The sequence below is a fragment of the Pseudomonas sp. OTU5201 genome, from assembly GCF_038440135.1.
Lineage (GTDB): Bacteria > Pseudomonadota > Gammaproteobacteria > Pseudomonadales > Pseudomonadaceae > Metapseudomonas > Metapseudomonas resinovorans.
In genome coordinates this window covers 1-22,294 of the sequence record NZ_JASATC010000056.1, presented here as the reverse complement: position 1 = coordinate 22,294, position 22,294 = coordinate 1, and the positions used below count along the sequence as shown (strand labels likewise).

General features: G+C 64.5%; 22 protein-coding genes and 1 pseudogene. 19 read left to right on the top strand and 4 right to left on the bottom strand.

The annotated features are described in order from the left end of the window. Positions 1–244: 244 nt before the first annotated feature. From AAHM40_RS24615 to AAHM40_RS24605, 3 genes are all read left to right on the top strand, one after another. A complete protein-coding gene (locus AAHM40_RS24615) occupies positions 245–385 on the top strand; it encodes a hypothetical protein (protein WP_342247026.1) in 141 nt (46 codons plus the stop codon). 64 nt (positions 386–449) lie between these two features. Then, entirely contained in the window at positions 450–875 is a 426-nt protein-coding gene (locus AAHM40_RS24610) for an organic hydroperoxide resistance protein (RefSeq protein WP_342247025.1), read from the top strand. Between the two features lie 144 nt (positions 876–1,019). Next, complete coding sequence (locus tag AAHM40_RS24605) at positions 1,020–1,337, top strand: heavy metal-binding domain-containing protein (RefSeq protein WP_342247024.1); 318 nt, start codon at positions 1,020–1,022, stop codon at positions 1,335–1,337. A 108-nt stretch (positions 1,338–1,445) separates the two neighbouring features. On the opposite strand, the gene ppk2 is transcribed toward AAHM40_RS24605, so the two are convergent. Together ppk2 and AAHM40_RS24595 are read right to left on the bottom strand one after the other, a co-directional pair. Further along, on the bottom strand, positions 1,446–2,270 hold the full coding sequence (ppk2, locus tag AAHM40_RS24600) for a polyphosphate kinase 2 (protein WP_342247023.1): 825 nt from the start codon (positions 2,268–2,270) through the stop codon (positions 1,446–1,448). Between the two features lie 150 nt (positions 2,271–2,420). After that, positions 2,421–3,818, bottom strand: coding sequence for a purine-cytosine permease family protein (locus AAHM40_RS24595; protein ID WP_342247022.1), 1,398 nt, complete (start codon positions 3,816–3,818; stop codon positions 2,421–2,423). 350 nt (positions 3,819–4,168) lie between these two features. Here AAHM40_RS24595 and AAHM40_RS24590 point away from each other — a divergent pair, with 350 nt between their 5' ends. The 5 genes from AAHM40_RS24590 (at position 4,169) to AAHM40_RS24570 (ending at position 8,515) form a co-directional block, all read left to right on the top strand. Then, positions 4,169–4,654: a flavin reductase family protein gene (locus AAHM40_RS24590; protein ID WP_342247021.1), complete on the top strand. Its 486-nt coding sequence runs from the start codon at positions 4,169–4,171 to the stop codon at positions 4,652–4,654. A gap of 417 nt (positions 4,655–5,071) precedes the next feature. After that, complete coding sequence (locus AAHM40_RS24585; protein WP_342247020.1) at positions 5,072–6,115, top strand: LLM class flavin-dependent oxidoreductase; 1,044 nt, start codon at positions 5,072–5,074, stop codon at positions 6,113–6,115. 68 nt (positions 6,116–6,183) lie between these two features. After that, positions 6,184–6,342 carry a hypothetical protein gene (locus AAHM40_RS24580; protein ID WP_274801613.1) on the top strand — a complete coding sequence of 53 codons (159 nt, stop codon included), beginning with the start codon at positions 6,184–6,186 and terminating at the stop codon, positions 6,340–6,342. 125 nt (positions 6,343–6,467) lie between these two features. After that, positions 6,468–7,154, top strand: coding sequence for a cysteine hydrolase family protein (locus tag AAHM40_RS24575; RefSeq protein WP_342247019.1), 687 nt, complete (start codon positions 6,468–6,470; stop codon positions 7,152–7,154). Positions 7,155–7,159: 5 nt separating this feature from the next. Next, positions 7,160–8,515, top strand: a complete 1,356-nt coding sequence (locus AAHM40_RS24570; RefSeq protein ID WP_342247018.1) for a purine-cytosine permease family protein — start codon at positions 7,160–7,162, stop codon at positions 8,513–8,515. 147 nt (positions 8,516–8,662) lie between these two features. On the opposite strand, the gene AAHM40_RS24565 is transcribed toward AAHM40_RS24570, so the two are convergent. Then, positions 8,663–9,328, bottom strand: a complete 666-nt coding sequence (locus tag AAHM40_RS24565; protein ID WP_342247017.1) for a LuxR C-terminal-related transcriptional regulator — start codon at positions 9,326–9,328, stop codon at positions 8,663–8,665. Between the two features lie 174 nt (positions 9,329–9,502). Between AAHM40_RS24565 and AAHM40_RS24560 the strand changes: the two genes are divergently transcribed. The 11 genes and pseudogenes from AAHM40_RS24560 (at position 9,503) to AAHM40_RS24505 (ending at position 21,680) form a co-directional block, all read left to right on the top strand. Further along, positions 9,503–10,030 (top strand): dimethylamine monooxygenase subunit DmmA family protein, encoded by a 528-nt coding sequence (locus AAHM40_RS24560; protein WP_342247016.1) that lies wholly within the window; start codon positions 9,503–9,505, stop codon positions 10,028–10,030. Next, the gene (locus AAHM40_RS24555; RefSeq protein ID WP_342247015.1) at positions 10,027–10,956 is read left to right on the top strand and encodes a PDR/VanB family oxidoreductase; all 930 of its coding nucleotides are present in this window, start codon (positions 10,027–10,029) and stop codon (positions 10,954–10,956) included. The genes AAHM40_RS24560 and AAHM40_RS24555 overlap by 4 nt, the downstream gene beginning before the upstream one ends. Positions 10,957–10,972: 16 nt before the next feature. Continuing rightward, a complete protein-coding gene (locus tag AAHM40_RS24550) occupies positions 10,973–11,989 on the top strand; it encodes a heme-dependent oxidative N-demethylase family protein (RefSeq protein WP_342247014.1) in 1,017 nt (338 codons plus the stop codon). A gap of 42 nt (positions 11,990–12,031) precedes the next feature. After that, entirely contained in the window at positions 12,032–13,162 is a 1,131-nt protein-coding gene (locus AAHM40_RS24545; protein ID WP_342247013.1) for an aminomethyltransferase family protein, read from the top strand. A 35-nt stretch (positions 13,163–13,197) separates the two neighbouring features. Further along, positions 13,198–14,052 carry a formyltetrahydrofolate deformylase gene (gene purU, locus AAHM40_RS24540; RefSeq protein WP_342247012.1) on the top strand — a complete coding sequence of 285 codons (855 nt, stop codon included), beginning with the start codon at positions 13,198–13,200 and terminating at the stop codon, positions 14,050–14,052. Further along, positions 14,049–14,960, top strand: coding sequence for a bifunctional methylenetetrahydrofolate dehydrogenase/methenyltetrahydrofolate cyclohydrolase FolD (folD, locus tag AAHM40_RS24535; protein ID WP_342247011.1), 912 nt, complete (start codon positions 14,049–14,051; stop codon positions 14,958–14,960). Before purU ends, folD begins: the two co-directional genes overlap by 4 nt. Then, on the top strand, positions 14,957–16,327 hold the full coding sequence (locus AAHM40_RS24530; RefSeq protein ID WP_342247010.1) for an NAD(P)/FAD-dependent oxidoreductase: 1,371 nt from the start codon (positions 14,957–14,959) through the stop codon (positions 16,325–16,327). The genes folD and AAHM40_RS24530 overlap by 4 nt, the downstream gene beginning before the upstream one ends. Positions 16,328–16,394: 67 nt before the next feature. Beyond that, positions 16,395–18,740, top strand: a complete 2,346-nt coding sequence (locus AAHM40_RS24525) for a DUF1989 domain-containing protein (protein ID WP_342247009.1) — start codon at positions 16,395–16,397, stop codon at positions 18,738–18,740. After that, positions 18,658–19,776, top strand: a pseudogene (locus tag AAHM40_RS24520) (methyl-accepting chemotaxis protein); the annotation flags it as partial. The gene AAHM40_RS24525 and the pseudogene AAHM40_RS24520, both read left to right, overlap by 83 nt. A 331-nt stretch (positions 19,777–20,107) precedes the next feature. Continuing rightward, complete coding sequence (locus AAHM40_RS24510; protein WP_342247008.1) at positions 20,108–21,475, top strand: ammonium transporter; 1,368 nt, start codon at positions 20,108–20,110, stop codon at positions 21,473–21,475. A gap of 25 nt (positions 21,476–21,500) precedes the next feature. Continuing rightward, a complete protein-coding gene (locus AAHM40_RS24505) occupies positions 21,501–21,680 on the top strand; it encodes a hypothetical protein (protein ID WP_280283731.1) in 180 nt (59 codons plus the stop codon). Between the two features lie 233 nt (positions 21,681–21,913). On the opposite strand, the gene AAHM40_RS24500 is transcribed toward AAHM40_RS24505, so the two are convergent. Further along, positions 21,914–22,255 carry a DMT family transporter gene (locus AAHM40_RS24500; RefSeq protein ID WP_342247007.1) on the bottom strand — a complete coding sequence of 114 codons (342 nt, stop codon included), beginning with the start codon at positions 22,253–22,255 and terminating at the stop codon, positions 21,914–21,916. Positions 22,256–22,294: the final 39 nt, after the last annotated feature.

Genomic DNA, 22,294 nt, shown 5'->3' with positions numbered 1-22,294 from the left:
CGAGACCCGCTCTCATTCATATAGACCACCGACTCGGGCGGGGCCCGCAGCATAACGCCCGCCCCGCTCCACCTCCTATTCCCCTCATGGCGCATTCCAGAGGCTTATGCCTTTTCTGATTTAGCGATAGAGCAAAATGCTCTAAAAAATAGCTTGCGCACAAAATAAACCAGCAGTAACTTCTGCCTCACCAAATTACTTTGCGCACAAAACATTAACGAACAAACTAAATAGGAGAATCGCCATGAAAGCCCTGATCACCGTCACCGCCATCCTCGCGTTTTCCTCCGCCAGCTTCGCCGATACCGGGAGCAGCGAGCAGAAAAGCAGCAGCAACGGCAACGGCGCCCAGTACCCGGAATGGCTGATCAACCACGACGGCTGATCCAGATAACCCCGACCACTCACGCACACCACGCAATCCAAACCTGACTCAAAAGGAAACCACCATGAGCATCGAAAACGTTCTCTACCGCGCCTACGCAGAAGCCACCGGCGGCCGTGAAGGCCGCGCCATCTCCTCCGACGGCGTGCTCGACGTCAGCCTGACCACCCCGCGCGAGCTGGGCGGCGCCGGCGGCGAAGGCACCAACCCCGAGCAACTGTTCGCAGCCGGCTACTCGGCCTGCTTCCTCGGCGCGCTGAAGTTCGTCGCCGCCCGCGACAAGCACAAGCTGCCGGCCAATACCTCCATCGAAGGTATCGTGGGCATCGGCGCCATTCCCACCGGCTTCGGCATCGAAGTGGAACTGCGCATCGACATCCCCGGCCTGGACCGTGAGGAAGCCCGCTCCATCGTGGACAAGGCCCACATCGTGTGCCCCTACTCCAACGCGACTCGCGGCAATATCGACGTGACCCTGACCCTGGTCTGAGCTGCCTTTGTCTTGTAGGGGTGAATTCATTCGCCAAGCAGGCCGCAGGTCTGCCTTTCAGGGAAGCCGGGGGCAGCTACGCTGCCCTTGGCGATTGAAATCGCCCCTACAATCAACGCACTTCAATCCACCAGGGAGCACCGCATGATCCTCTCCACCACCCCCACCCTCGAAGGCCGAACCATCCGCGAATACAAGGGCATCGTGGTCGGCGAAGCCATTCTCGGCGCCAACGTGTTCCGCGACCTGTTCGCCGGCATCCGCGACATCATCGGCGGGCGTTCCGGCGCCTATGAGAAGGAGCTGGCCAAGGCCCGTGAAATCGCCTTCGAGGAATTGTCCGAGCGCGCCGAGAAGCTTGGCGCCAATGCGGTAGTCGGCGTCGATATCGACTACGAGGTGGTCGGCCAGAACGGCAGCATGCTGATGGTGAGCATCAGCGGCACCGCCGTAGTGATCTGATTCAACGGACCCTGGCCTGCACCCACCTGTGTGAGTTGCAGGCCATACGCCCCACCAGAAATGCGCGGCAGCCGGAACCGGCGCTGAAGGTCACTGAAGACGGCGGTATCAGAATCGCTCCTCAATCATCCTGAAGGGATAGGGCGCCGCCTTGTACTTGCCGAGCTTGCCACGCTTGGGCAGCTCCACTTTCTGCTCTCGGGTCAGGTCCTTGTAGGGGATCTGCTTGAGCAGGTGGCTGATGATGTTCAGCCGCACGCGCCGCTTGTCTTCGGAATGCGCCATATACCAAGGCGCCCAGGACGAATCGGTGGCGGCAAACATCTCGTCGCGGGCGCGAGTGTAGTCGTCCCATCTGGCATAGGACTTGATGTCCATGGGCGACAGTTTCCAGATCTTGCGCCCATCATCGATGCGGTCCTTGAGACGCCGGGTCTGCTCTTCGGCGCTCACTTCCAGCCAGTATTTGATCAGGATGATTCCGGACTCGACCACCATTTTCTCGAACAGCGGCGTCACCGCGAGGAACTTGCGCGCCTGCTCCTCGGTACAGAAGCCCATGACCCGCTCGACGCCAGCGCGGTTGTACCAGCTGCGGTCGAAGATCACGACTTCGCCGGCCGCCGGCATATGGGCCAGATAGCGCTGGCCGTACATCTGTGTCTTCTCTCGATCGGTGGGTGCAGGCAGCGCCACCACGCGGAACACGCGGGGGCTAACGCGCTCGGTGATGGCCTTGATGGTCCCGCCCTTGCCGGCGCCATCACGGCCCTCGAAGACGACGCAGACCTTGAGCCCCTGGTCCACCACCCACTGCTGGAGCTTCACCAGCTCCACGTGCAGGCGCTTGAGTTCGCTTTCATACTCCTTGCGACCGAAGCTTTCGCGCTCCACCGTCGCACCGGCGGCAGCCTTCCTCTTGCTCTTTGCCATGACCTGCTCCACTCCTGAGGGAATCCGATCATTACAAGCTAGCTGACCGTTAGCGTCTTGCAGGGCGAAACGGCAAGCGCCGCCCCGGAAAGCAGAACGCCCCGGCCTGCCGGACAGGTCGGGGCGTTCCACGAGAACGGACTCAGGCGGTCATTCGGCCAGGCTCAGATCCCCCGTCAGCACCTTATTGCTGCGGGTAGCCAGGCAGTAGTACAGCGGCGCGGTCACCAGCAGGCCGGCCAGCCAGGACAGGTCGACGCCTTCGATGTAGTTGGCGTAGGGCCCGACGTAGAGCGCGGTATTGGCAAACGGCAGTTGCACCAGGATGCCGATGAAGTAAGCGGTGATCGCATGGGGATTGAAGCGTCCGTAGATCCCACCATCGGCCTTGAAAATCGAGGCAATGTCGTAGCGGCCGCGCTTGATCAGGTAGAAGTCCACCAGGTTGATGGTGGCCCAGGGCACCAGGACCAGCAGCAGCGCCAGGATCAGCCCGATGAAGTGGGAGATGAAGTTGGCCGAGGCGCCCAGGGCCATGACGCAGCAACCGGCCAGCACCACGGCCGACAGGACCACCCGCACGCGGATGCTCGGCGTCCAGCTACCGGCGAAGGTCTGGATCGAGGTGACGATGGACAGCACCGCGCCATAAAGGTTGAGCGCGTTGTGGCTGATGATGTTGAGCAGGAACAGCACCATCAGCAGCGGGCCGAGCACGCCGGTGGCCTGCTTCACCGCCGCCATGGCCTCGGTGCCTTCCGGGGTCGCCAGCACGGCCACCGCGCCGAAGCTGAAGGACAGGATGGTGCCCAGGCAGGCGCCGAAATAGGTGGCCCAGAACGGCTTGGCGATGCCGATGCTGGCCGGCAGGTAGCGCGAATAGTCCGAGACGTAGGGCGAGAAGCTCAGCTGCCAGATGATCCCCAGGCAGATGGTCGCCAGGAAGCCGGAGAGGTTGTAGCCGCCACGACTGAAGAAATCCGCCGGCAGTTCACGGCAGAAGATAGTGATGAAACCGGCCAGCAGCGCGCCGCCCATCACCCAGGTACCGATGCGGTTAAGGGTGTGGATGAAGCGGTAACCGATCACGCCGATGGCGGTGGCGCTGATGGCGCCGATGATGATCGCCGCCGGCAGTGGCACGGCAGGGGCGATGCCGTGTATCGACTCACCGGCCAGGACGATGTTGGAAATGAAGAAGCCGACATAGATGACCGCCGCGAACAAGACAATCAACAGCGCACCGTAGCGGCCGAACTGGCCCCGGCTCTGGACCATCTGCGGGATGCCCATCTGCGGTCCCTGGGCCGAGGCCAGGGCGATGAAGACGCCGCCGATCATATGTCCCAGCACGATGGCCAGCAGGCCCCAGAGCAGGTCGAGGTGAAACACCTGGACCACCATGGCCCCGGTGACGATCGGCAGTGGTGCAATGTTGGTGCTGAACCACAGCGTGAACAGGTCGCGTGCCTTGCCATGGCGCTCGGCGGGCGGCACGTAGTCGACGGTATGGTTCTCGATCAGCGTCTGCTGGGAATTCTCGGACATCGTCTTGCCTTGCTTATTGTCTTTGTAGAAAAGCCACGAAGGGGCCGCAATCGGGCTCGATAACTACGGCGTCGGCCACCCGAAAGCGAACACCATATTATGGTATTCCAAGACTCAGACAAGGCTTTTTTAGGCGCCCATCTGTACTGAAAACGCATCATGGCCTGGCTGAAACGTTCAACCTTATTTCACCGAACACCCGTATTCCGCGGCCTGCAGCATTCATCACGACGTTCGTCGGGCAGCAGCAGAGCGCAAAAAAATACCACTTGCATTGAAAGTATTACGGTATACCATCAGACACAGATGCGCTGCCGGTCGCAGCCACTTGCTCCCGATAGGTACCCGAAATGATCGACACCAATGCCTACAAACAAGTCATGGGCTCCTTCCCTTCCGGCGTCACTGTCATCACCACCCTGGATGACGATGGCCAGGTCGTCGGGTTGACCGCCAGCGCCTTCAGCTCCCTGTCCATGGACCCGGCCCTGGTGCTGTTCTGCCCCAACTACAGCTCCGACTCCTATCCGGTGCTGATCAAGAGCAAGCGCTTCGCCATCCACCTGCTGTCCGCCGACCAGCGCGACGAGGCCTACGCCTTCGCCAAGAAAGGCAAGGACAAGGCCCAGGGCATCGGCTGGACCCTGAGCGAGCTGGGCAACCCGATCCTGGCCAACGCCACCGCCATCATCGAATGCGAGCTGTGGCGCGAATACGAAGGCGGCGACCACGCCATACTGGTGGGTGCCGTGAAGAACCTGATCGTTCCCGAGCAGGACGTGATCCCGATGATCTACTGCCGCGGCAAGATGGGCGCGCTGCAGGCCTTCGCCTGACATCAAGTTGCTGTGTGCTTTGATTCCCGCCCCCTTGATTGGGGGCTTTTTTTGTTGGCTATGTCTGCATTGCGTGTTGCAGGCGGCTGCATTGCCTGTAGGAGCTGGCTCTTGGCCGGATGGGAAATCGCTCGCAACCGCTAACGCAGACATAGCCAATTCATTCGCCAAGCAGGCCTGCCGTAGGTTGGCACTGAGCCCCACGAAGCCCAACGGAGACGCCTCCGCCTGGGCGTAAGGCAACCACGGGACCATCCTTGCCAGGTAGCTGTTCTGGCGGAAAGACCTTGCAGATATCCCGTATTATGGTATACCAATATACAACAAGCCGCCCAGCAGGTCAGAAGCCCCTGGCGGAGTCACCCCACCGCAGCGGCCGCTCCGTGGCCACGCAGAAAAAGGTTCGAGGTAAGCGACATGAAATTCTCTTTGTTCGTGCACATGGAGCGCTACGACGAGCAGATCAGCCACCGCCAGCTCTTCGAAGATCTGACCGAGCTGACGCTGATGGCCGAGGCCGGCGGATTCAGCACGGTCTGGATCGGCGAACACCATGCGATGGAGTACACCATCTCGCCGAGCCCCATGCCGCTGCTCTCTTACCTGGCCGCCCGCACCAGCACCATTCGCCTGGGCGCCGGCACCATCATCGCGCCCTTCTGGCACCCCATCCGCGTCGCCGGTGAGTGCGCCCTGCTGGACGTGATCAGCAATGGCCGCATGGAAGTGGGCCTGGCCCGCGGCGCCTATCAGTACGAATTCGACCGCATGGCCGGCGGCATGCCTGCAACCAGCGGCGGCCAGGCCCTGCGCGAAATGGTCCCGGTGGTGAAAGCCCTCTGGCAGGGGGACGTTGCCCACGACGGCGAGATCTGGAAGTTCCCCACCTCCACCTCCTCGCCCCGACCGATCCAGAAGCCCACGCCGCCGATGTGGATCGCCGCGCGCGATCCGGACTCCCACAACTTCGCCGTGGCCAATGGCTGCAACGTGATGGTCACCCCGCTGATGAAGGGTGACGAAGAAGTCGTGGACCTGAAGAACAAGTTCGAAGCCGCCCTGGCCAACAACCCGGACGTGCCGCGCCCGCAGCTGATGGTGCTGCGTCATACCCACGTGCACAGCGTGGACGACCCGGAAGGCTGGAAGGTCGGCGCCGCCGCCATCTCGCGCTTCTACCGCACCTTCGATGCCTGGTTCGGCAACAAGCAAACCCCGGTCAACGGCCTCCTCCCGCCGAGCCCGGAAGAGAAGTTCAAGGACCGCCCGGAGTTCGAGCTGGAAAACATCCGCAAGAACACCATGATCGGCACCCCGGAAGAAGTCATCGCGCGTATTCGCCACTATCAGGAACTGGGCGTGGACGAGTTCAGCTTCTGGGCCGACAACAGCCTCTCCCACGCCGAGAAGAAGCAGTCCCTGGAGCTCTTCATCAAGCACGTGGTGCCGGCTTTCCGCTAAAGTCTGCCGCAGGCAGCCGGATCGGGCGATCCGGCTGCCATTTACCTATCCACAGGTGGTCGAACGCCATGCACAAGACTGGCCTCACCCTCTGCACCCGCAAGCCACTGCCCGGGGCCGCCATGGCCTATCTGCGCGGCAAGTGGACGCCCGCCCATCTCTTCCTCAAGCGCTTGCGCTCCTCCGTCACGGCCAAGCAGAACGGCTTCTGGCAAATAGTCCGCTGACCAACTCTCAACGCTGAACTTCGCCCGCGTCCGACGCTTAGCCGCTCGACCGAGGTGCCTTCGTGCGCCTGGCCGATGCAGCCCGTCGCCACGCATTCATGGCCGAACAACAACAAGAGTTGCTCATGAACACAGACAGAGCTTTCCTCGTCATCGACATGCAGCAGGAAAACGGTTTCCAGCTGCACGACCTGCATCGAGTCATTGACAACACCGCCGCACTGATCAACGCCCTGCGTCACGCGGGCATCCCTGTCATCTACACCCGCCACATCAACGCGGTGGACGGTAGCGACCTGCCGCCCGGCGAGCCGCTGGACGCCGCCGGACGCCCGCTCAGCTACTGCGCCGGGACCTGCCAGGTGGCGATCATGGAGTGCCTGGCGCCCCGCCTCGGCGACCGGGTGATCGACAAGCCGCGCTACAGCGCGTTCCACCGAACCGACCTGGACCAGCAACTGCGCGAACTGGGCGTTAGCCGGCTGATCGTCAGCGGTGTACTCACCGATGCCTGCGTGCTGGCCACAGTGATGGACGCCTTCGCCCTGGGCTACCGCGTCGACCTCATCGCCGACGCCTGCACCAGCACCACGGAGGCGGCCCACAATGCTGCCCTGCTGATCATGGCCAACTGGGTCTATGCCCTCGAACTCTTCTCCACCGCCCAGTTCCTGAAGCGGCTCGTCGGCGAGCCGCACCAGTCATGCCGCCCGACCGAGCCTGACCAGTTCGCCCACCGCCCCGAGCAGTTCGTCGCCACCATCGCCCGCTTGCAGACCATGCTCGGCCTGCCGCGCCGGAATCAGGAGTAATCGCCATGCACGTCGAGAAAAGAAGCATCGATTTCATCCCCGAAAACGAACGTCACGGCCAGCCGGCGTCGCTGTTCTACATCTGGTTCGGCGCCAACATGAACATCACCACCATCGCCTCCGGCGTGCTGCCGGTGATGCTCGGCCTCAACCTGTTCTGGAGCGCCCTGGCGATTGTCCTAGGCTCGCTGATCGGGGCCATTTTCATGGCCTCGCACTCGGCCCAGGGACCGAAGCTGGGTATCCCGCAGATGATCCAGAGCCGCGCCCAGTTCGGCGTGATCGGTGCCGTGCTGCCGCTGCTGTTCGTGATGCTCATCTACCTGGGTTTCTTCGTCAGCAATACCCTGCTGGCGGCCCAGGCCATCGAGTCGGTAAGCCCGCTGGACGGCGATGCCAACATCTACCTGATCGGCGCGCTGTGCTTCCTGGTGGCGCTCTATGGCTACCGGCTGATCCACCGCCTGCAGAAGGTGCTGTCGTGGCTTTCGCTGCTGGTCTTCCTGATCGCCACCGCCATCGCCCTCAACCTGCCGATCCCGGAAGGCCAGTGGTCGCTGGCAGGCTTCTCGCTGTCGAAGTTCCTGGTGGCGGTGAGCATCGCGGTCACCTGGCAGCTGTCTTACGCACCCTATGTCGCCGACTACTCGCGCTACCTGCCGAGTACGACGCCGATGTCCCGGGTGTTCTGGTACAGCTACGCCGGCACGGTGGCGGGCGGAGCCTGGATGATGATCCTCGGCGCCGTGCTGAGCGTCGCCATAAGCGGCTTCTCCGACAACGTCGGCAGCCATCTGGCACTGCTGTTCGGCGCCGCCGCGCTTCCGGTGTTCGCCTTCATCCTCTACGGCCAGGTGGCAATCAACGTGTTCAACCTCTATGGCGCCTTCATGTCCACGGTGACGGTGATCGAGCCCTTCGCCCGCCTGCGGGTGACGCCACGGGTGCGGGGCTTGTTCATGCTGGCCATCAGCGCGATCGCCACAGCCCTGTGCACCATCAGCCAGGACAACTTCATCAGCTACTTCCTGAACTTCATCTTCTTCATGAGCTACTTCCTCATCCCATGGACCGCCATCAACCTGGTGGACTACTACTGCCTGAGGAAAGGGGATTACTGCGTACCGGACATCTTCGACCTGAACGGCCGCTACGGCCGGATCAACGGGGTGGCCTGTGGCAGTTTCCTGCTGACCATCCTGCTGGAGATTCCCTTCATGAACACCACCCTCTACGTCGGCCCCATCGCCCAGGCGCTGGATGGCGTCGACCTGGCCTGGGTGGTCGGGCTGCTGGTACCGGCGCTGACTTACTACTGGGCAATGCGCCGTAGCCTGGCGCGCGACCTTCAGCTTTCGTAAGGGCTTGCTCATTCTCCAAGCAACGTAGAATAGGTGGAGCTTGCGATACCCATCGCCCCTGCGCCGATGGGTATTGCTTCGCTCAACCGCATCCTGCAAAAACGCCCCTTGTGCCGCAGGTAGCCCGGATGCAATCCGGGCTGCGGACTAGTCGCGGCGCTCGAAGATCGCGCCTTCGATCCCCAGCACTTCGCCTGAACTGGAGTAGACGCCCACACCGGTTTCCCAGACATTCTTGATCCGCCCGTCGGCGCAGCGGATGCGATAGCTGAGCTGGTAGGGTTCGCGCTTGAGCAGCGCGCATTGCACGCAGTACCAGATGTAGTCAGCGTACTCGTCGAGGATCAGCGAACCGTAGCTGTGCTCGGGGTCACGGGTCAGGTACTCGGCCGTGTAGCCCGTGAGGGTCAGGCAACCGGCACTGACGTATTCCATGTACCAGGTGCGGTCGTTGTCGCCCCGGTAGATCAGCCCCGGCAGTTCATCGAGCAGTCTCGAAACGGGCGGATTCGGTGCAGTCGGAGCCGGGCTTGCACCCTCGCTGGGCAACGGGACGTCGTCCGCCCTGGGCCAGGAGGCGCTGCTACGGTGGACCCGGGTGGCCAGTTCCAGACGCGAGTGCAGGCGGAATTTACGCAGCAGGTTGCGCACATAGATTTTCACCGTCCCGTCGCTGATACCCAGTTCCCGGGCAATCTGCTTGTTGCTCAGCCCCGAGGCGATCAGCGACAGGGTCTGCCCTTCGCGCTCGGTCAGCTCATCGGCCAGAGGCACCGGTGGCACGTCGGTCAGTAACAGGCTGGCGTTGTGCATCCCTCTCCTCCTCCGGTGGTCGCCTCTGGGTTGGCAGGTCCCCAGAAGCAGCAACTTCCATGCCTCCGCAAGGGCACTACCCCTTTTGGCATATCTCCTCCTGCGGATTGAGCGCCGATTCCCAAAGAGAAAATATTTTCTCCACGAGGAAACAGGCGAATCCGCGAGGACACCATGAGCACCACTGCAACCGACCACCCGTTCAGCGTGCCGCGCTACCCCAGCGGCCAGCCGAGCCTGACTGCCACCGCGCACCTGCTGGTGACCGAGGGTACGGGGAGGGATGACTGCGCCGCCCTCGCCACGCAGCTGGGCAAGGCCCGGCTGACTCACCTGGCCCTGCCGGACTTCCCCAACCTCGCCGCCCTGCAACTGGCCCTGGGTGCCCAACTGAAGGACGCCCGCGTCGGCCTGCGCCTGGACCTGCGCGGCGAGGAAGCCTTCGTCTGGCCGCTGCATGCCTTGGCGCGGGCCGCTGGCCTGCAGGCCGACGAAATCCTCATGAGCAGCAATCCGGAAGGCACCCGCCGGGTGTTCTGCGTGCACTGCGCCACCTGCCAGCCAGCCACCAGCGCCGGGCACCTGACCTGTGCCCAATGCGGTGTGGTGCTGGAGGTGCGCCGCCACTTCTCGCAGCGCCTGGGCGCCTATCTCGGCGTCTGCGCCGATGCCGACCATCCGTATCAGGAGATTCGCCCATGAGCGCCCTGCTCGACGTCCGAGTCGCCGCCATCCGTGAGCTCACCCCAGTGATCCGCGAATACAGCTTCGAAGCACTGGCCGGCACACTGCCGGGGTTCTCGGCGGGCAGCCACGTGCAACTGCATCTGCCCAATGGCCGGCGCAACGCCTACTCGCTGCTGAGCGACCCTGCCGACACTCGCCAGTACCGCATCGCGGTGCGCCAGCAGGACGCCTCGCGGGGCGGCTCGCGCTACCTGCACCAGCACCTGAAGGTCGGCGACCGCCTGCGTCTTTCGCCACCGGCCAACCTGTTCCCACTGCATGGCGAAGCGCGCCAGCACCTGCTGGTAGCCGCCGGCATCGGCATCACCCCCTTCCTCGCCTATAGCCGGGAGCTGCTGCGCCAGGGTGCCGACTTCGAGCTGCACTACGCCTACCGCACCGGCACCAGCGACGCCTATGTCGGCGAACTGCGCGGGGAACTGGGCCCACGCCTGCACGAATACGCCGGCGGTGTGCGCCGGCTCGACCTCGCCAGCCTGTTGCAGGACCGCGCGCTGGGCGCCCACGTCTACGCCTGCGGCCCGCAATCCCTGCTGCTGGACCTGCAGGAACAAGCCACCGCCCAGGGCTGGAGCCCGCGCCGCGTGCACTGGGAGGCCTTCGCCGCCCCCGAGCCCGGTCAGCCGTTTCGCGTCGAGCTGGCGCGCAGCGGCCAGCAACTGGAAGTGGGTGCGGAGCAAAGCCTGCTGGAAGCCCTGGAGGCTGCCGGCGTGGAAATCCCCAACCTGTGCCGGGGCGGGGTCTGCGGCCAATGCCAGACGCCCTGGCTGAAAGGCGACGTGGAGCACCGCGACCACTTCCTCGCCGCCGATGAACGCACCAGCAGCCTGATGCCCTGCGTCTCGCGCGGCTGCGGCAGCCCGATCCTGCTCGACCTCTGACCCGGAGACGCCACCCATGACCCTGACCTTCAAGCCGCTGCAGACCTACCGGGATGACTTCAGCTTCCGCAACAGTCCGGCCGCCATCGCCCGTTTCCCCTTTCCGTTCCCGGAAGACCAGTACATGTACTCGGTCAACCTGGAGCCGGCGGTGTCCCGCGACCCCGGCTCGGTGTTCGAGCACAGCTTCGACGTCGACGAGCACTACGTTTCGGAAATGGCCGAGCGTGCCCGCGTGCTGGAACTGGACCCGGAGCGCTGCCTGGTGATGCCGCACATGGCCCAGGCCGCCTGGGACACCCTGGAAATGCTGATGGAGCACCTTGCCCGCGACTACCCGCAGCACTTCCGCCTGACCCGTGACGGCACGGCCTGGCACTGGCAGAACCTGGCGCTCGGCATCGACCAGCACTTCACCTACGGCGACCCGGCCACCCTGCCCTGCGAGCCACTGGAGTACATCACCCGGCAGATGCAGGGTGACTTCGCGGTGCTCGACCAGCGCGACGGCGACCTCTACATGGACGCAGGCATGGTCACCTGCCCGGCCGACTGGTCGCTGCGCTTCGACGCCGGCATGAGCTTCAAGCAGTGGCATTCGCCGGTGCCCATGGCGCACCAGATGGGCGTGTTCGACCGTGCGCTGAAATACCTGCTGAACATCCAGGTCGGCCACCCGGTGCGCCGCCTGAACTGGACACTGACTATCAACCCGCGCCTGGACACCTCGCCCGAGACCTACCACGAGTGGGGCAACGATCGCGGCAAGGTCACCCCGGAAAACGTCGGCCGCCTGGTGCACCTGCGCGTCGAGCTGCAACTGATGGCTCGCCTGCCGCGCTCCAACGCGCTGCTGTTCGGCATCCGCACCTACCTGATCAGCCTCGATGAACTGGTCACCAACCCGGCCTGGGCCCAGCGCCTGCACCGCGTGATGCGCGACCTGCCGGACCCCATCGCCGACTACAAGGGCATCACCCGCTACCGCCAGACGCTGGTGGACTGGCTGCGCCGGTTCGACGCCGACGCCTGAGCTTTCACTCCAACCGGACAACCACAACAAGAGGACTTTCCCATGGCTAATTCATGGCGCATCAGCGCGCTCCGCGAACGCCACCTGGCGCTTGGTTCGAACCTGGAAGACTGGAACGGCATGGGCACCGCCTGGACCTATGCCAGCGACCTCGCCGACCACCACGAGGCCATCCGCACCCGCGCCGGGCTGATGGATGTGTCCGGCCTGAAGAAGGTGCACTACGTCGGCCCCCACGCCGAAAGCCTGCTCGACTTCGCCACCACCCGCGACATCAGCAAACTCTACCCCGGCAAGTCGGTGTACGCCTGCATGCTCGACGAAGACGGCAAGTTCATCGACGACTGCATCGTCTACCGCACCGGCCCCAACGCCTTCATGGTGGTGCATGGCGCAGGCTCGGGCCACGAAGTGCTGATCCGCTCGGCCCAGGGCCGCCAGGTGGCGGTGCTGTTCGACGACGACCTGCACGACCTGTCCCTGCAAGGGCCGAAGGCCGTGGACTTTCTCGCCGAGCATGTGCCCGGCATCCGCGACCTGCCCTACTTCCACCACACCCAGACCAAGCTGTTCGACCGCCCAGTGATGATCTCCCGCACCGGCTATACCGGCGAGCGCGGCTACGAGATCTTCTGCAAGGCCGCCGACGCCCCAATCATCTGGGACGGCATCCTGGCCAAGGGCAAGGACCTCGGCATCATCCCCTGCGCCTTCACCGCGCTGGACTGGCTGCGGGTGGAGAGCTACCTGCTGTTCTTCCCCTACGACAACTCGCAGATGTACCCCTTCGCCGACCAGAAAGCCGGCGACACCCTGTGGGAGCTGGGCCTGGACTTCACCGTATCACCCGGCAAGCAGGACTTCCGTGGCGCCGGCGAGCACTACCGGCTGAAGGGGCAGGAGCGCTTCAAGATCTTCGGCGTGCTGCTCGACGGCCACGTCGCCGCGCAGAACGGCGACACCCTCTGGCACGAAGGCCGCCAGGTCGGCGTCATCACCTGCGCCATGTACTCGCGCCTCACCGAACGCTCCATGGCCATCGCCCGCGTCGAGCCCGGCATCGCCGAGCAGGGCGTGCCCCTGGAAGTGCGCGGCAGCCTCAGCGTGAAAGCCATCGCCCACACGTTGCCGTTCGACGACCCCGAGAAAAAGAAGCGCACCGCCAAGGGCTGAGCGCGCCGTTCCTTGCCTGCACGAGAGCAAACGACATGAATCACTACATCCTCAAGATCAGCTGTCCGGCCACCTCCGGAATTGTTGCCGCGGTCACCACCTACCTCGCCGGGCGGCAGTGCTACCTGAGCGAACTGGCGCAGTTCGACGACGAGTTCACCGGGCGCTTCTTCATGCGTGCGGTGTTCCGCTTCAACACCGGCGCCAAGCCGGACATCGACGCCCTGCGCCAGGGTTTCGATGACGTGGCCGTGCCCTTCGAGATGGACTGGGAGCTGTTCGAAGGCAACCGCCCCATGCGTGTGCTGCTGATGGTGAGCAAGTACGACCATTGCCTCACCGACCTGCTCTACCGCCACCAGAAGGGCGAGATGGACATGCAGATCACCGCCATCGTCTCCAACCACCTGGACCTGCGGCCGATGGCCGAGCGCGAGGGCATCCGCTTCATCTACCTGCCGGTGACCCGCGACACCAAGGCCCAGCAGGAAGCGGCGCTGATGAAGATCGTCGACGAAACGCAGACGGAGCTGGTGGTCCTCGCGCGCTACATGCAGATCCTCTCCGATGACCTGTGCAAGCAGCTCTCCGGCCGCGCCATCAACATCCACCATTCCTTCCTGCCCGGCTTCAAGGGCGCCAAGCCCTATCACCAGGCCTACGAGCGCGGCGTGAAGCTGATCGGCGCCACCGCGCACTACGTCACCTCGGACCTCGACGAAGGCCCGATCATCGAGCAGGAAGTGCAGCGCGTGGACCACGCCTACCTGCCCGATGACCTCGTTGCCATCGGCCGGGACACCGAGACGGTCGCACTCTCCAAGGCGCTGAAGTACCACCTGGAACACCGCGTGCTCCTCAACGGCGACAAGACGGTGATCTTCCGATGAACGCCGTGCTGTCTCCGACGCTCATCGATGGCAAGGCGGCTGCCGCGCGGGTGCTCGCCGAAGTCGGCAGCGAAGTCCTAGCCCTCAAGGCCAGCGGCATTGCCCCGGCCCTGGCCGTGGTGCTGGTCGGCCAGGACCCGGCCAGCCAGGTCTACGTGCGCAACAAGGTGCTGCGTGCCGAGGAATGCGGCATCCGTTCCCTGGAACACAAGTTGCCGGCAGACACGGCTGAAGCCGACCTGCTGGCACTTATCCACAGTCTGAATACCGACGACAGCGTGCACGGCATCCTCGTGCAGTTGCCGCTGCCGGCGCACATCGACGAAACCCGCGTGCTGCAAGCCATCGACCCGCTGAAGGACGTCGACGGCTTCCACGCCGAAAACGTCGGCGGTCTCAGCCAGGGCCGCGACGTGCTCACGCCTTGCACCCCGGCCGGTTGCCTGCGCCTGTTGCAGGACACCTGCGGCGACCTCGCCGGCCAGCACGCGGTGGTCATCGGCCGCTCCAACATCGTCGGCAAGCCGATGGCCGCCCTGTTGCTCAAGGCCCATTGCTCGGTGACGGTGGTGCACTCCAAAAGCGCCAACCTGCGCGAGCTGTGCCGGCAGGCGGACATCGTCGTCGCCGCCGTCGGCCGACCGCGCCTGGTGGATGCCGACTGGCTGAAGCCTGGCGCGGTGGTCATCGATGTCGGCATCAACCGCATCGAGGAAGACGGCCGTTCGAAGCTGGTCGGGGACGTGGACTTTGACAGCGCACTCACCCGCGCCGCCGCCATCACCCCGGTTCCCGGCGGCGTCGGCCCCATGACCATCGCCTTCCTGATGAAGAACACCCTGGCCGCGGCGCGCCTCCAGCACCCGGCCACCGGCCTGCCCCTACCTATCGTGGAGAACCCAGCATGAAACAACGAGTCGCCATCATCGGCGCCGGCCCCTGTGGCCTCGCCCAGTTGCGTGCCTTCCAGTCGGCCCATGCCAAGGGCGCCGAGATTCCCGAGCTGGTCTGCTTCGAGAAGCAAGCGGACTGGGGCGGCATGTGGAACTACACCTGGCGCACCGGCCTGGACGAACACGGCGAGCCGGTGCACGGCAGCATGTACCGCTACCTCTGGTCCAACGGGCCGAAGGAATGCCTGGAGTTCGCCGACTACAGCTTCGACGAACACTTCGGCCGCCCCATGGGCTCCTACCCACCCCGCGAAGTGCTCTGGGACTACATCAAGGGCCGCGTGGAGAAAGCCGGCGTGCGTCCGTACATCCGCTTCAACACCACAGTGCGCGGGGTGACCTGGGACGCCGCCAGCGGCACCTTCGACGTCACCGTCCACAGCTACGAGCAGGACCTGACCTATAGCGAAACCTTCGACTACGTGGTGGTTGCCAGCGGCCACTTCTCCACCCCCAACGTGCCCTACTTCGAAGGTTTCGAAAGCTTCGCCGGCCGCGTGCTGCACGCCCATGACTTCCGCGACGCACTGGAATTCAAGGGCAAGGACGTGCTCATCGTCGGCGGCAGCTATTCAGCCGAAGACATCGGCTCGCAGTGCTTCAAGTACGGCGCCCGCTCCATCACCAGTTGCTACCGCAGCGCACCCATGGGCTACCAGTGGCCGGAGAACTGGGAAGAGAAACCGCTGCTCACCCATGTGAAAGGCAGCACCGCGTTCTTCTCCGACGGTAGCAGCAAGCACATCGACGCCATCATCCTCTGCACCGGCTACAAACATCACTTCCCCTTCCTGCCCGAAGAACTGCGCCTGAAAACCAGCAACCGCCTCTGGCCGCTGAACCTCTACAAAGGCGTGTTCTGGGAGCAGAACCCCAGGCTGATTTATCTCGGCATGCAGGACCAGTGGTACAGCTTCAACATGTTCGACGCCCAGGCCTGGTACGCCCGCGACGTCATCCTCGGCCGCATCGCCCTGCCCGAGCAGGCCACCATGAACGCCGAAGACCGGGCCTGGCGCCAGGAAGAAGAAACCCTGGAAACCGCCCAGGAAATGTTCGAGTTCCAGGGCGAGTACATCCGCCAGCTCATCGAAGCCACCGACTACCCGAGCTTCGACATTGCCGAGGTGAACAGGACCTTCCTGCAATGGAAAGAGGACAAGTACGAAAACATCATGGGCTACCGCGACAAGTGCCATCGCTCGCTGATCACGGGCACCCTGGCCACACCGCACCACACGCCCTGGCTGGAAGCCCTGGACGACTCGCTGGCCGCCTACCTGGCCGACAGCCCGGAGCCTTCGATGCAGGCGGCGGGTTGATCCATGACGCCCCCGTAGGGTGCGCCGCGCGCACCCTACGGAATGAAACCTTGCGTGGAGCCATGACATGAACCTGCCCGTGATATCCCGGCCGCTGGAGCCGGCCCTGTTCGCCCGAGCCCCGAGCCTGGAACGCCACCGTGTCGCCCCCGCCGGATTGACCGTCGTGGCCCTGGGCGCGGGGGACCGGCTGGAGGTGATCGACCTCGAAGGCGACCAGGCCGCCGCGCTGCTGGCCTTCGCCGACAACGGCCGCGCGGCGCTCGCCGCCCTCGGTCTTGCTTCCAGCCCCGGTACCGACTTCATTGGCCACCTGCTGCACGACGGCAGCCCGGAGGCTGCCCATGTCAGTGCTGGCCTGGTCAGGCGCGGTGTCGATTGCCGCCACCTGCCGCCCGCCGCGCTGCTCTGGCAGCCCGGCACGCCCGCCGGCTTCAGCTGCAGTTTAAGCGCCAGCGAAGCGCTGCTGGTGATCGTCGCAGCGCCGGGCGGAGCGACACCGGTGGACAGCCAGTTGCGCGCCAGCGAGCTGCGCCTCGTGATCCACCGCGCCAACCCGCGCCGCGTATTGGCCCCCCCACTGCCGCCGCCGCTGGGCGAACTGGTGGATGAATTCACCATCACCCCCGGCACCGCGCGGGACTACGTCGTCGGCGCCGGCCAGTACATCCAGGTGCTGGACGTCGCCGGGCGCCAGTGTTCGGACTTCGTCGCCTTCGACCGGCGTGGCCTGGACGCGGGGCGCGAGATCGACCTCGACCCCACCGTCACCCGTACCCTGAACGGCAACGCCTATCCCGGCCCCGGCCTGTTCAGCCGCTTTTTCGACCGCAACCTGCAGCCCATGCTGGAAGTGGTGCGCGATACCGTCGGCCGCCACGACACCTTCGCCCTGGCCTGTACCGCGCGCTACTACGAGTCCCAGGGTTTCTTCGGCCACGCCAACTGCAGCGACAACATCAGTCGCACCCTGGCGCATCACGGCGTGCAAGGCCGCGCCGGCTGGCCAGCGATCAACTTTTTCTTCAACACCGGGGTGGACGCCCACCAGCACCTCACCCTCGACGAGCCCTGGTCGCGCCCCGGCGACTACGTCCTGCTGCGCGCCATGACCGATCTGGTCTGCGCCAGCAGTTCCTGCCCGGACGACATCGACCCGGCCAACGGCTGGCAACCCACCGATATCCACATCCGCGTGTATTCCGAACAGGAGCGTTTCAGTATCGCCATGGCCACTCGCAAGACACCCGACGCCGACCCGGTGCTGACCCGCGAGAGCGGCTTCCACCCCGGCACCTCCGCCCTCACCCGCCAGTTCGTCGACTATCGCGGCTTCTGGACGCCGACGCAGTTCGACGGCTATGGCGCCCTCTCGGAGTACCACGGCTGCCGCGAAAAGGTGGCGGTGATGGACCTGTCCGCCCTGCGCAAATTCGAGGTGCTCGGCCCCGACGCCGAAGCCCTGCTGGACCATTGCCTGACCCGCGACGTGCGCAAGCTCGCCGTTGGCCAGGTGGTGTACTCGGCCTTGTGCTTCGAGCACGGCGGCATGCTCGACGACGGCACCCTGCTGCGTCTCGGGCCGGACACCTTCCGCTGGATCGGCGGCGAGGACTACGCCGGGGTCTGGCTGCGCGAGCAGGCCGAGAAGCTCGGTATGAAGGTGTGGATCAAGAGCGCGTCGGAGCAGATCCACAACATTGCCGTGCAAGGCCCGCTGGCCCGCACCCTGCTCAAAGACATGATCTGGACGCCGGGCACCCAGCCCGCGCTTGCAGACCTCGGCTGGTTCCGCTTCCTCGTCGGCCGCCTCGACGACTACAACGGACCGCCGCTGATGGTCTCGCGCACCGGCTACACGGGCGAGCTGGGTTACGAGATCTGGTGCCACCCGGACGACGCCATGAAGGTGTGGCAACGCCTCTGGCAGCTCGGCGAGCCGCTGGGGCTGGTGCCCCTGGGCCTGCAGGCGCTGGACATGCTGCGCATCGAGGCGGGGCTGATCTTCGCCGGCTACGAATTCAGCGACCAGACCGATCCCTTCGAAGCCGGCATTGGTTTCTGCGTACCGCTGAAAACCAAACAGGCCGACTTCATCGGCAAGGATGCACTGCTACGGCGCAGCGCCAACCCACAGCACAAGCTGGTGGGGCTGGAACTGGAGGGCAACGAACCGGCCGCCCATGGTGACTGCGTGCGCCTGGGCCGCGCCCAGATCGGCGTCGTCACCAGCGCCACCCGCTCACCGATACTGGGCAAGAACATCGCCCTGTGCCGGCTGGACATCGGCTACTGCGGGCCGGGCACGGCCGTGGAAGTCGGCAAACTGGATGGCCAGCAGAAGCGCATCCGCGCCACCGTCAGCGCCGGCACCGTGGCCTACGACCCGGAGAAGACCCGCGTGCGCAGCTGACGCGGTATCTGGTGAGGGATTTGCAGGAAATCCCTCACCTTCCATTGCCAAGGAGAATCGGCCGATGTGGTTCAGCAATGCCGCCAGCAACCTGGCCAACGAACTCAGCCAGTGGCTCGACCAACTGTCCAGCGACCCGGGCTCAGCCTCCGCGCCGCCCCCCCTGCAACGCCAACCCCGCCTGCTCGGCAGCCTGGAGCGGCTGCAACGCGACTGGCGTGAGCTGCAGCGCATCCGCCGCCAGGTCGAGAACCAACCCTTGCCGCCCTGCAGCGTCGAGGAATACGCCGAACTCACCCGGCGGCTGGCCACTGTCGAGGCGCAGAATGCCCGCTTTCAGGGCGAGCTGCAGGAACGCCAGCAGCAGGTCGAAGCCCTGGAAACCGAACGGGAGAAATGGGACGAAGAGCGCAAGGTCTGGGAGCTAACCAAACGCACCCTCACCGAAGGCTGCTGGGCGATGAACGTGGTCAACGGCGACCCCGACCATCCGCAAAACCTGATCCGCTGGTCCGAGCAGTTCCGCGAACTCATCGGCTATAAGCGAGACGAATTCCCCGATGGCTGGGACAGCTACTTCGGCGTGGTCAACCAGGACGATCTCAAGGCGGTGATGAAGGCCTTCAACGCCTCGATGGTTGACAGCAGCGGCGACGGTTTCTACGCGGTGGAGTACCGCATGCGCCACAGGACCCGAGGCGAAGTCTGGTTCCGCGAACGTGGCCGCTGCCTGCGCGACAGCCGTGGCCGGCTGCTGTACGTCACCGGCGCGGTGCGCGAGATCAGCGACGAGAAAGCCGCCGCCAACCTGCACGAACGTGAGCAGGCGAACATCCAGGCCACCTACGGGCAGATCGCCCAGGTGGCCGGGGTGATCCGGGGCATCGCCGAACAGACCAACCTGCTGGCGCTCAATGCCGCCATCGAAGCGGCCCGGGCAGGCGAACAAGGACGCGGTTTCGCGGTAGTCGCGGACGAGGTGCGCAACCTGGCGCGGCGGACCCAGGAATCGGTGCAGCAGATCCAGGCGATGCTGCAGCAACATCGCTGAGAAAACGACCCAATTTCAGGCGTATTGCCGGGAGGATGACTACAAACGGGGCATTCAAGCCCAGTCCGCAGGATGGATCAGGCGGCGTTCCGCGAGCCTGCGAAACCCATCGATGTCCGGTGGTGGGTATCGCTCCGCTCGCGAAACGCCGCGCGAGCCAGGGGTGATGGCGCGATGCCAGACACTGGCACAAGGATTGCCTTTCCCAATACGCACTTTTCTTGCGTGGCGATAAAAACAAGAAGCCCCCAGGCACGTGTCCCACTCGATCTGCCAACCAACGCTATTCCAACGAATTCGTATCGAGGATTGAGTGATGGAAGAACAGAAAACACCGACCCTGGAGGAGTTGCAGGGCCTGATCGAGATGACCAACACGCTGAATATGGAAATATTCTACTGGTGGTGCATCGCCCTGATGATCCTGATCCACGCTGGCTTCCTGTCTTACGAGATAGGCGCTTCACGCTTGAAGAACGCGCTGGCCGCCGGGGTGAAGAACATCCTCGCCTTCGGCTTCATCGTCCCCACCTTCTTCCTCTTCGGCTGGGCCATCTACAACGCGTTCCCCGACGGCTTCGTGCCGCGCATGGACGCCCTGAGGGCGGCAATGCCCTGGAGCCCGTCCATGGGCCCGAACATCAAGGACAACGCCACCGGCATCTTCTGGGGCGCCTTCGCCCTGTTCGCCGCCACCACCGGCTCCATCCTCTCCGGCGCCATCATCGAGCGCGCACGGATGAGCGCTTTCATCGTCATGACCATCCTGCTCGGCTCGGTGCTCTGGCTGTTCGGCGCCGCCTGGGGCTGGCACCCGCAAGGCTGGTTGACCGTGCAGTGGGGCTACCATGACGTCGGCGCCGCTGGCGTGGTCCATGTGATCGCCGGGTTCTTCGCCCTCGCGGTGGTGATCAACCTCGGTGCCCGCATCGGCCGCTTCAACCCGGACGGCAGCACCAACGCCATCGTCGGCCACAGCATGCCGATGAGCGTGGTGGGCCTGATGCTGATCATCGTCGGCTTCTTCGGCTTCCTCGGCGGCTGCATCATCTACAGCTCCGGCGCCCAATGGATCAACATCTACGGCGCTCCCACCACCCTCTCCGCCTTCGCCTTCAACACCCTGATGGGCTTTGCCGGCGGCCTGATCGGCGCCTACCTGACCACCCGCGAACCTTACTGGATGATGTCCGGCGGTCTCGTGGGGATCATCTCGGTGGCGCCGGGGCTGGACCTCTACCACCCCGGCCTGGCGTACCTGATCGGCATGGGCGTCGCCGCCGTTGCACCGCTGGTGAACAACCTGCTGCTGAAGTTCCGCCTCGACGACGCCGTGGGCGCCTTCGCCGTGCATGGTTTCGGTGGCTTCGCGGGGCTAGTGATCAGCGGCGTGTTCCTTGCCGGCTACCCCAACGTGAACGACATGGCGCCCATCAGCTTCCTGGGCCAATTGGGCGGCGCCCTGGTCCTGGCGTCCCTGGGGTTCTTCCCGGGTTTTGCCATCTCCTACGCCCTCAAGAAAGCCGGCGTGCTGCGTGTTCCGGCCCATGCCGAAGAACGCGGCCTCGACCTCACCGAAGTCCCGGCCCAGGCTTACCCGGAATGGACCGCTATCTACAGCGAGACGGTAAAGCCGAACGGCAGCGTGGAAACCACCCGGGTGGTGGAAACCAAGACCGCCTGACGACAACGACCCGAGGAGAGTATCCATGAGCATCAGCACCTACGAAGGCGCCAGCGCCGTCTTCACCTACGCCAACAACCCCACTGTGCTTGGCGTCATCACCGTGGTGGTGATCGCCGCCACGCTCTACGCATTGGCCGCGACCTTCATCCACGAAAAGCACAGCTACGACTTGCCGGATGAACAGTTGCCGAAGTTGAAGTAACCCTCGCCCCGACCTCTGCCCCCGCAGGAAGGTGCGGGCGGCATTCCGCTAGAGCGCAGCGAAACCCATCAAACAGCTGCCACACTGCTGCTGGGTTTCGTTCCTCTACCCAACCTACGCCACCACCCCGCCGCCCCACCGGCGGATGGCGGGGTCGGTAGCCCGGATGAAATCCGGGGACATCCTCACCACCGCTTTCGGATCTCATCCGGGCTACGATCCTTCAGCACGCACTAGGCCACGTGCCCTTCGCCCACCAGCTTCAAGCCCACGATGCCGCCGATGATCATCACCAGACACAGCCCGCGCATCATCCCCAGCTGCTCGCCCATGAACATCGTCGCGTAGGCCACGGTGCCCAGGGTGCCGATGCCCACCCACACCGCATAGGCCAGCCCCAGCGGCAGATCACGCACCGCCAGGCTCAGCAGATAGATGCTCAGCAGCAGGAAAAAGCCGCAATACAGGCTCGGCCAGAGCCGGGTAAAGCCATCCGTACGCGGGATGATCGACGCATACAGCACCTCGCAGAGCCCCGCCAGGATCAGGAAACCCCATCCGTTCAACCATGCCATTCTTCACCTCTCCCTCTTGCTACCCCTCAATGCAAGCGC

What these genes read in the sequence shown, in the direction of transcription:
- AAHM40_RS24500 (WP_342247007.1), bottom strand. Translation starts at nt 22,255, where the DNA reads ATGGCATGGTTGAACGGATGGGGTTTCCTGATCCTGGCGGGGCTCTGC.
- AAHM40_RS24505 (WP_280283731.1), top strand. Translation starts at nt 21,501, where the DNA reads ATGAGCATCAGCACCTACGAAGGCGCCAGCGCCGTCTTCACCTACGCC.
- AAHM40_RS24525 (WP_342247009.1), top strand. Translation starts at nt 16,395, where the DNA reads ATGAACCTGCCCGTGATATCCCGGCCGCTGGAGCCGGCCCTGTTCGCC.
- purU (WP_342247012.1), top strand. Translation starts at nt 13,198, where the DNA reads ATGAATCACTACATCCTCAAGATCAGCTGTCCGGCCACCTCCGGAATT.
- AAHM40_RS24605 (WP_342247024.1), top strand. Translation starts at nt 1,020, where the DNA reads ATGATCCTCTCCACCACCCCCACCCTCGAAGGCCGAACCATCCGCGAA.
- AAHM40_RS24610 (WP_342247025.1), top strand. Translation starts at nt 450, where the DNA reads ATGAGCATCGAAAACGTTCTCTACCGCGCCTACGCAGAAGCCACCGGC.
- AAHM40_RS24565 (WP_342247017.1), bottom strand. Translation starts at nt 9,328, where the DNA reads ATGCACAACGCCAGCCTGTTACTGACCGACGTGCCACCGGTGCCTCTG.
- AAHM40_RS24570 (WP_342247018.1), top strand. Translation starts at nt 7,160, where the DNA reads ATGCACGTCGAGAAAAGAAGCATCGATTTCATCCCCGAAAACGAACGT.
- folD (WP_342247011.1), top strand. Translation starts at nt 14,049, where the DNA reads ATGAACGCCGTGCTGTCTCCGACGCTCATCGATGGCAAGGCGGCTGCC.
- AAHM40_RS24580 (WP_274801613.1), top strand. Translation starts at nt 6,184, where the DNA reads ATGCACAAGACTGGCCTCACCCTCTGCACCCGCAAGCCACTGCCCGGG.
- AAHM40_RS24585 (WP_342247020.1), top strand. Translation starts at nt 5,072, where the DNA reads ATGAAATTCTCTTTGTTCGTGCACATGGAGCGCTACGACGAGCAGATC.
- AAHM40_RS24615 (WP_342247026.1), top strand. Translation starts at nt 245, where the DNA reads ATGAAAGCCCTGATCACCGTCACCGCCATCCTCGCGTTTTCCTCCGCC.
- ppk2 (WP_342247023.1), bottom strand. Translation starts at nt 2,270, where the DNA reads ATGGCAAAGAGCAAGAGGAAGGCTGCCGCCGGTGCGACGGTGGAGCGC.
- AAHM40_RS24590 (WP_342247021.1), top strand. Translation starts at nt 4,169, where the DNA reads ATGATCGACACCAATGCCTACAAACAAGTCATGGGCTCCTTCCCTTCC.
- AAHM40_RS24595 (WP_342247022.1), bottom strand. Translation starts at nt 3,818, where the DNA reads ATGTCCGAGAATTCCCAGCAGACGCTGATCGAGAACCATACCGTCGAC.
- AAHM40_RS24560 (WP_342247016.1), top strand. Translation starts at nt 9,503, where the DNA reads ATGAGCACCACTGCAACCGACCACCCGTTCAGCGTGCCGCGCTACCCC.
- AAHM40_RS24510 (WP_342247008.1), top strand. Translation starts at nt 20,108, where the DNA reads ATGGAAGAACAGAAAACACCGACCCTGGAGGAGTTGCAGGGCCTGATC.
- AAHM40_RS24575 (WP_342247019.1), top strand. Translation starts at nt 6,468, where the DNA reads ATGAACACAGACAGAGCTTTCCTCGTCATCGACATGCAGCAGGAAAAC.
- AAHM40_RS24550 (WP_342247014.1), top strand. Translation starts at nt 10,973, where the DNA reads ATGACCCTGACCTTCAAGCCGCTGCAGACCTACCGGGATGACTTCAGC.
- AAHM40_RS24555 (WP_342247015.1), top strand. Translation starts at nt 10,027, where the DNA reads ATGAGCGCCCTGCTCGACGTCCGAGTCGCCGCCATCCGTGAGCTCACC.
- AAHM40_RS24530 (WP_342247010.1), top strand. Translation starts at nt 14,957, where the DNA reads ATGAAACAACGAGTCGCCATCATCGGCGCCGGCCCCTGTGGCCTCGCC.
- AAHM40_RS24545 (WP_342247013.1), top strand. Translation starts at nt 12,032, where the DNA reads ATGGCTAATTCATGGCGCATCAGCGCGCTCCGCGAACGCCACCTGGCG.